The 4,255-nt window shown below is 57.7% G+C and carries 6 protein-coding genes; 2 read left to right on the plus strand and 4 right to left on the minus strand.

Annotated elements, in window-relative coordinates:
* From NCN04_RS08600 to NCN04_RS08610, 3 genes are all read right to left on the minus strand, one after another.
* Window positions 1-701: pseudouridine synthase (locus NCN04_RS08600; protein ID WP_250395816.1), on the minus strand; the 701-nt coding region annotated here is incomplete at its 3' end.
* A complete protein-coding gene (locus NCN04_RS08605) occupies window positions 701-1,414 on the minus strand; it encodes a response regulator transcription factor (RefSeq protein ID WP_048347386.1) in 714 nt (237 codons plus the stop codon). The genes NCN04_RS08600 and NCN04_RS08605, both read right to left, overlap by 1 nt.
* 33 nt (window positions 1,415-1,447) lie before the next feature.
* Entirely contained in the window at window positions 1,448-1,945 is a 498-nt protein-coding gene (locus tag NCN04_RS08610; protein WP_245407154.1) for a hypothetical protein, read from the minus strand.
* A 42-nt stretch (window positions 1,946-1,987) separates the two neighbouring features.
* Between NCN04_RS08610 and NCN04_RS08615 the strand changes: the two genes are divergently transcribed.
* Together NCN04_RS08615 and NCN04_RS08620 are read left to right on the plus strand one after the other, a co-directional pair.
* Entirely contained in the window at window positions 1,988-3,169 is a 1,182-nt protein-coding gene (locus NCN04_RS08615) for a cysteine desulfurase family protein (protein ID WP_250395817.1), read from the plus strand.
* Window positions 3,170-3,236: 67 nt separating this feature from the next.
* A complete protein-coding gene (locus NCN04_RS08620; protein ID WP_250395818.1) occupies window positions 3,237-3,983 on the plus strand; it encodes a hypothetical protein in 747 nt (248 codons plus the stop codon).
* Here NCN04_RS08620 and NCN04_RS08625 read toward each other — a convergent pair.
* Window positions 3,970-4,255, minus strand: a 286-nt coding sequence (locus NCN04_RS08625; RefSeq protein WP_250395819.1) for a DUF456 family protein, incomplete at its 5' end; no start/stop codon positions are given. The two genes, NCN04_RS08620 and NCN04_RS08625, sit on opposite strands and share 14 nt — an antisense overlap.

Genomic DNA, 4,255 nt, shown 5'->3' on the forward strand with positions numbered 1-4,255 from the left:
TGCACTTCAGAGTGAGCCGATAGGCGCTTACGCAATGGCTCCGGAGTCGATGGCTCTGGCCCCCAAATCCAACCGAGCAAAGGATGTTGCCTCTCCACCACATCGGTTTGGATCACAAGCGTCTGACCTAGTTGGAGACCCTCCCAAGGATGCGTTAGAGCCAGGTACGTTTTTCGACAAACACCCCCAGGCCGAAATTGCTTCGACAACGCAGCCCGGGTTTCGGGCCGACGGGCGCAAACCTGAAGGCCAGACGTGAACCGTCCGAGCCGATGAATCGGCTTTGGCACCGAGATCTCTCCAACAGCGCGGCTGCTCCGCTCCAACAATGACGTCAGCGTGTGCACAAGGAAGCCGCCACCTGGCATCACCGGCAATCCTGAGGGCTTATTCACGACCAGCACATCCCCGTCATCGTGAATGACCTCCCATTGGTCAGGAACCGCAGCCTCCACCCAGGGCGGACGCGCCCAACGAATCCAATCGCCAGCCTTGACCTCAACGTCATCGGAACAAGCCAGACCATTCAGGGTGATTTCCCCGCTGGCCAAGCGCAGCTGCCACGTCGCCACAGAGGAGTGGCGATGGCGCAGCGCCAGCACAGCGCTCAATCGGGTGGACTGTTCCCCTGGCCGAACCCGATCGCAGTACGTCCAGCCGTTGTTCAACGCCGCCGGCCGCCATCCCGCCGGCTCAGCCATTAGGTCACAAGGTGATGTTGGAGGGCATAACGCACGAGCTCCGTGCGGCTAGAGGTTTCCGTTTTGATGAAAAGCCGACTCACGTACTTCTCCACATTGCGAATGGAGGTCTCGAGCTGCCGCGCGATCTCCTTATTCATCAGACCCTCAGCCACAAGCTGCAACACACTTGCCTCCCTTGGCGTGAAATTGTGTTGGACCGGGTCCTGATTGGGTAGGGCATCGGCCTGCGCAAGAAGCGAGCGGATCTCTGTGATCTGCTTGGCCATCTGACCCATATCAGTGTCAGCGAACCGAGCTGCCTCCTGCAACAAACGCTGCTGCCGCAGAGCAACATTTCGGACCCTGGCGACGAGTTCATCAGGGTCAAATGGTTTGGGGATGTAGTCATCCACGCCCGCGAGATAGCCCTGAGTGCGATCCGCTGTCATCCCTTTAGCCGTGAGAAAAATCACTGGCGTTCCGCCCAAACGCTCGTCCTCGCGAAGCTTGCGAAGCAAGCCATAGCCATCCAGGCGAGGCATCATCACGTCGCTGATGACAACATCGGGCAGCATTTGCTGAGCTTTGCTGAATCCTTCTTCTCCGTCCTCGGCCGTCGTGACATCAAACCCTTCGTCCTCTAAGTAAGCCTGAACGGCAGTACGCAAACCAGGCTCGTCATCAACGAGCAGCAACCGTGGTGTCAGAACCTCGCTAGGAGTCTCCGTCATGGACCTGACGCATCTACGCGAAATCTAGAGGCGCTATTGGCTTGGCAACCGCAAAATCTCTTGGGATTCCTTGTGCAACGTGGAGAAACCCAAAGCCTTGGCCTTCTCTGTCAAGGCAGAGGGATCGTCACCAGCAAGCTCTGGCTCACAGGCAGCCCACCACACCAGATGGTTTTCCCGGTTCGCCGAGGTGACCAAACCACCGGGGTTGAGCCGCTGAAGATAAATCGCACTCTGATCGCGTGTGACACGCATGGGATCAGTCCGACTGCAACTCACCGATTCCGTTGGGATGATCAGATTCTCAGGCGATTCCCGCCAAAGCTTGTATCGCCTTAAATCAGGATCAGCCGAATCCACCTGGATGGCAAAAATTCCGAGAATGGACGTGCCACCAAGCTCACGCGTCTCGAGCACGACCAAGTCGGCAGGCCGCGACGCCCGCATCTGTTCAAGGACCTTCTCACGCAGAGATGGCTCTGCCAAGCCGGGCTGCAAAACACCGATCGCGAGCAAACTCAAGCTGGTCATCCAATAAGCCGCACGCATCAGTTAGGACGACAGACTCACACCATGCTGCCAAGCCCCGAAGCCGTCTTGACTCCATCGGCACCGATTGCCCTCGACCATCAAGCCACAACGCCGTGTCACGAGGATGTCGTGACGGCCATGGAGCCCTGGTGGAGTGAACAGTGGGGAAATCCTTCTAGCCGGCAACATCGGCTCGGACTGACGGCCGCCGCCGCCGTGCAGATGGCCAGAGAACAAATAAGCGATTGCCTGAGCTGCTCAGCTGAACAGCTGATCTTCACCAGCGGGGCCACAGAGGCCAACAACATTGCTCTGCTCGGACATGCACGCGCGATCGCTCGCGAGAGGGGACAACCAGGGCATCTGATCAGCATGGTCAGCGAACATCATGCTGTTCTCGACCCCCTGCGGCAGCTTCAGCGCGAAGGCTTTCGCATCACCCTTCTCTCACCAGAGCCGGATGGTCTCCTCGACCCCAAAAAGCTTGAGGCAGCCATCACTGAAGACACCCAATTGGTGAGTGTGATGCTGGCCAATAACGAAATCGGCGTCATCCAGCCACTCCCTGAAGTCGCGGCCATTTGCAGAGATCGGGGTGTGACTCTGCACAGCGATGTCGCTCAAGCCTTCGGCCACATCCCCTTCGATAGCAAAGGACTTGGCGCTGATTTTCTCAGCCTGAGCGCCCACAAACTGAACGGGCCAAAAGGGATTGGCGCTCTGATCTGCAACCCAGGCTTAACGGTTGAGCCGCTGCAATGGGGAGGGGGGCAAGAGCGGGGGTTGAGACCTGGCACCTTGCCGGTGCCGCTCATCATCGGATTTGCCAAAGCGGCAGAGTTAGCAAGAAGCGATCTCGCTAGCCGTCGTCGACGCATCGAACGTTTACGCAATCGGCTTTGGGAGGGCCTGAAACAAGGGCAGCCATCGCTACTGCTCAACGGACATGCCACGGCGCGACTACCGCACAATCTCAACATCACCATTCCAGGCGTCTCGGGAAGCAAGCTGCATCGAGCGCTGCGATCCCAAGTGGCCTGTAGCAGTGGTTCGGCCTGCAGTCGCGGCGAACCTTCCCATGTGCTGATGGCCTTAGGTCGAAGCCGCCAAGAAGCAGAAGCGTCGCTGAGGCTCAGCCTGGGGCGCAGCACCTCGGACGGCGACATCGACCGGGCCATTCAGGCCATCAACAGGGTCGTACACCAATTACGTCATAAAGCGTGAAATTTTTAGTGCGCGTCGCTACTTTCCGGCCAAGTCTTTCAATCAACATCTGGCAATGAGCGACACCATGGAGAGCAGCAGGCTCCACGTCCTGCAAGCGATTGAAGATGGCTGGTCAGGCTTCACCAAAGCGCCATTGCCATTTGTGCTGTTCACACTTTTATCGGGCGCGCTGGGGCTGATCTTTCAGGTGATAAGCCATGGAGCCGCCATGAGATCTTCAGCAGGATCAGGGTTTGATCCAGTCACCGCCCTGCTGATGATTGTCTCCGTGATTGGCAGCACCGTGATCAGCCTGTGGGCGGTCACAGGCCTGATTCGCGGAGCATGGAAGGCCCTTAATGGCCATAAGCCGTCGTTTGGAGACCTCACGCGCTGGGATGGTCAAGCAGCAGGGCGCCTGTTCATCAACCAGTTAGTGCTAGCCATTGTTCTGGCGATCATTTTGTTCATCGCCATTGCCATCGGCACGGGCCTTTTTCAGATCAATCAGGCTTTGGCTGTGATTCCTGGCCTGGTGGCCGGCATCGTGTTTCTTTATCTGGGGGTGAATCAAAAGTTCCTCCCCTTCATTGCGATCGCGGAAGAGGGCAATCCTCTTCAAAAAATTCAGCGAGGAAGAGCCGTCGTTGATCCCAGCTGGTGGTGGATGCTCCTGCTCCTGATCGTGGAAGTTGTGATCCTGGGCATTGGACTCCTGCTCAACGGAGTTGGCCTTCTGGTTGCTAGCCCCTTGGTGATCTGCATCTCAACAGCGGCCTACCGCCAACTGTTTGGCACAGAAGATCAAACCGGTTTTCTTAGTGAGAACTGAGTCCGATAAAGGCCACGACGCCGAGCAGTGCCAAGACCAGCTGAGCCAGACGACTCACAAGCAGTCCGGCAACCACCGCTAACCCCACAACTGCTCCTTGGCGTAATGCTTGAAGCCACCCAAGATTCAAGGGTGGCTTTTTTTTAACCCAGGTTTCCACCACCAAGGCCCCAAGCCAGGGGCCAAACAAGGCCCCAAGCAATGGACCGCCAAAGGGAAGGGCGGGTAGGAGGCCGAACACCCCTAAGAGCAGACCCACACCAGCCCCTGCT

It is taken from the genome of Synechococcus sp. MU1655 (assembly GCF_023630655.1).
GTDB lineage: Bacteria > Cyanobacteriota > Cyanobacteriia > PCC-6307 > Cyanobiaceae > Synechococcus_C.

Coding starts and splice junctions, on each gene's coding strand:
- NCN04_RS08605 (WP_048347386.1), bottom strand. CDS start 1,414: ATGACGGAGACTCCTAGCGAGGTTCTGACACCACGGTTGCTGCTCGTT.
- NCN04_RS08615 (WP_250395817.1), top strand. CDS start 1,988: ATGCTGCCAAGCCCCGAAGCCGTCTTGACTCCATCGGCACCGATTGCC.
- NCN04_RS08610 (WP_245407154.1), bottom strand. CDS start 1,945: ATGACCAGCTTGAGTTTGCTCGCGATCGGTGTTTTGCAGCCCGGCTTG.
- NCN04_RS08620 (WP_250395818.1), top strand. CDS start 3,237: ATGGAGAGCAGCAGGCTCCACGTCCTGCAAGCGATTGAAGATGGCTGG.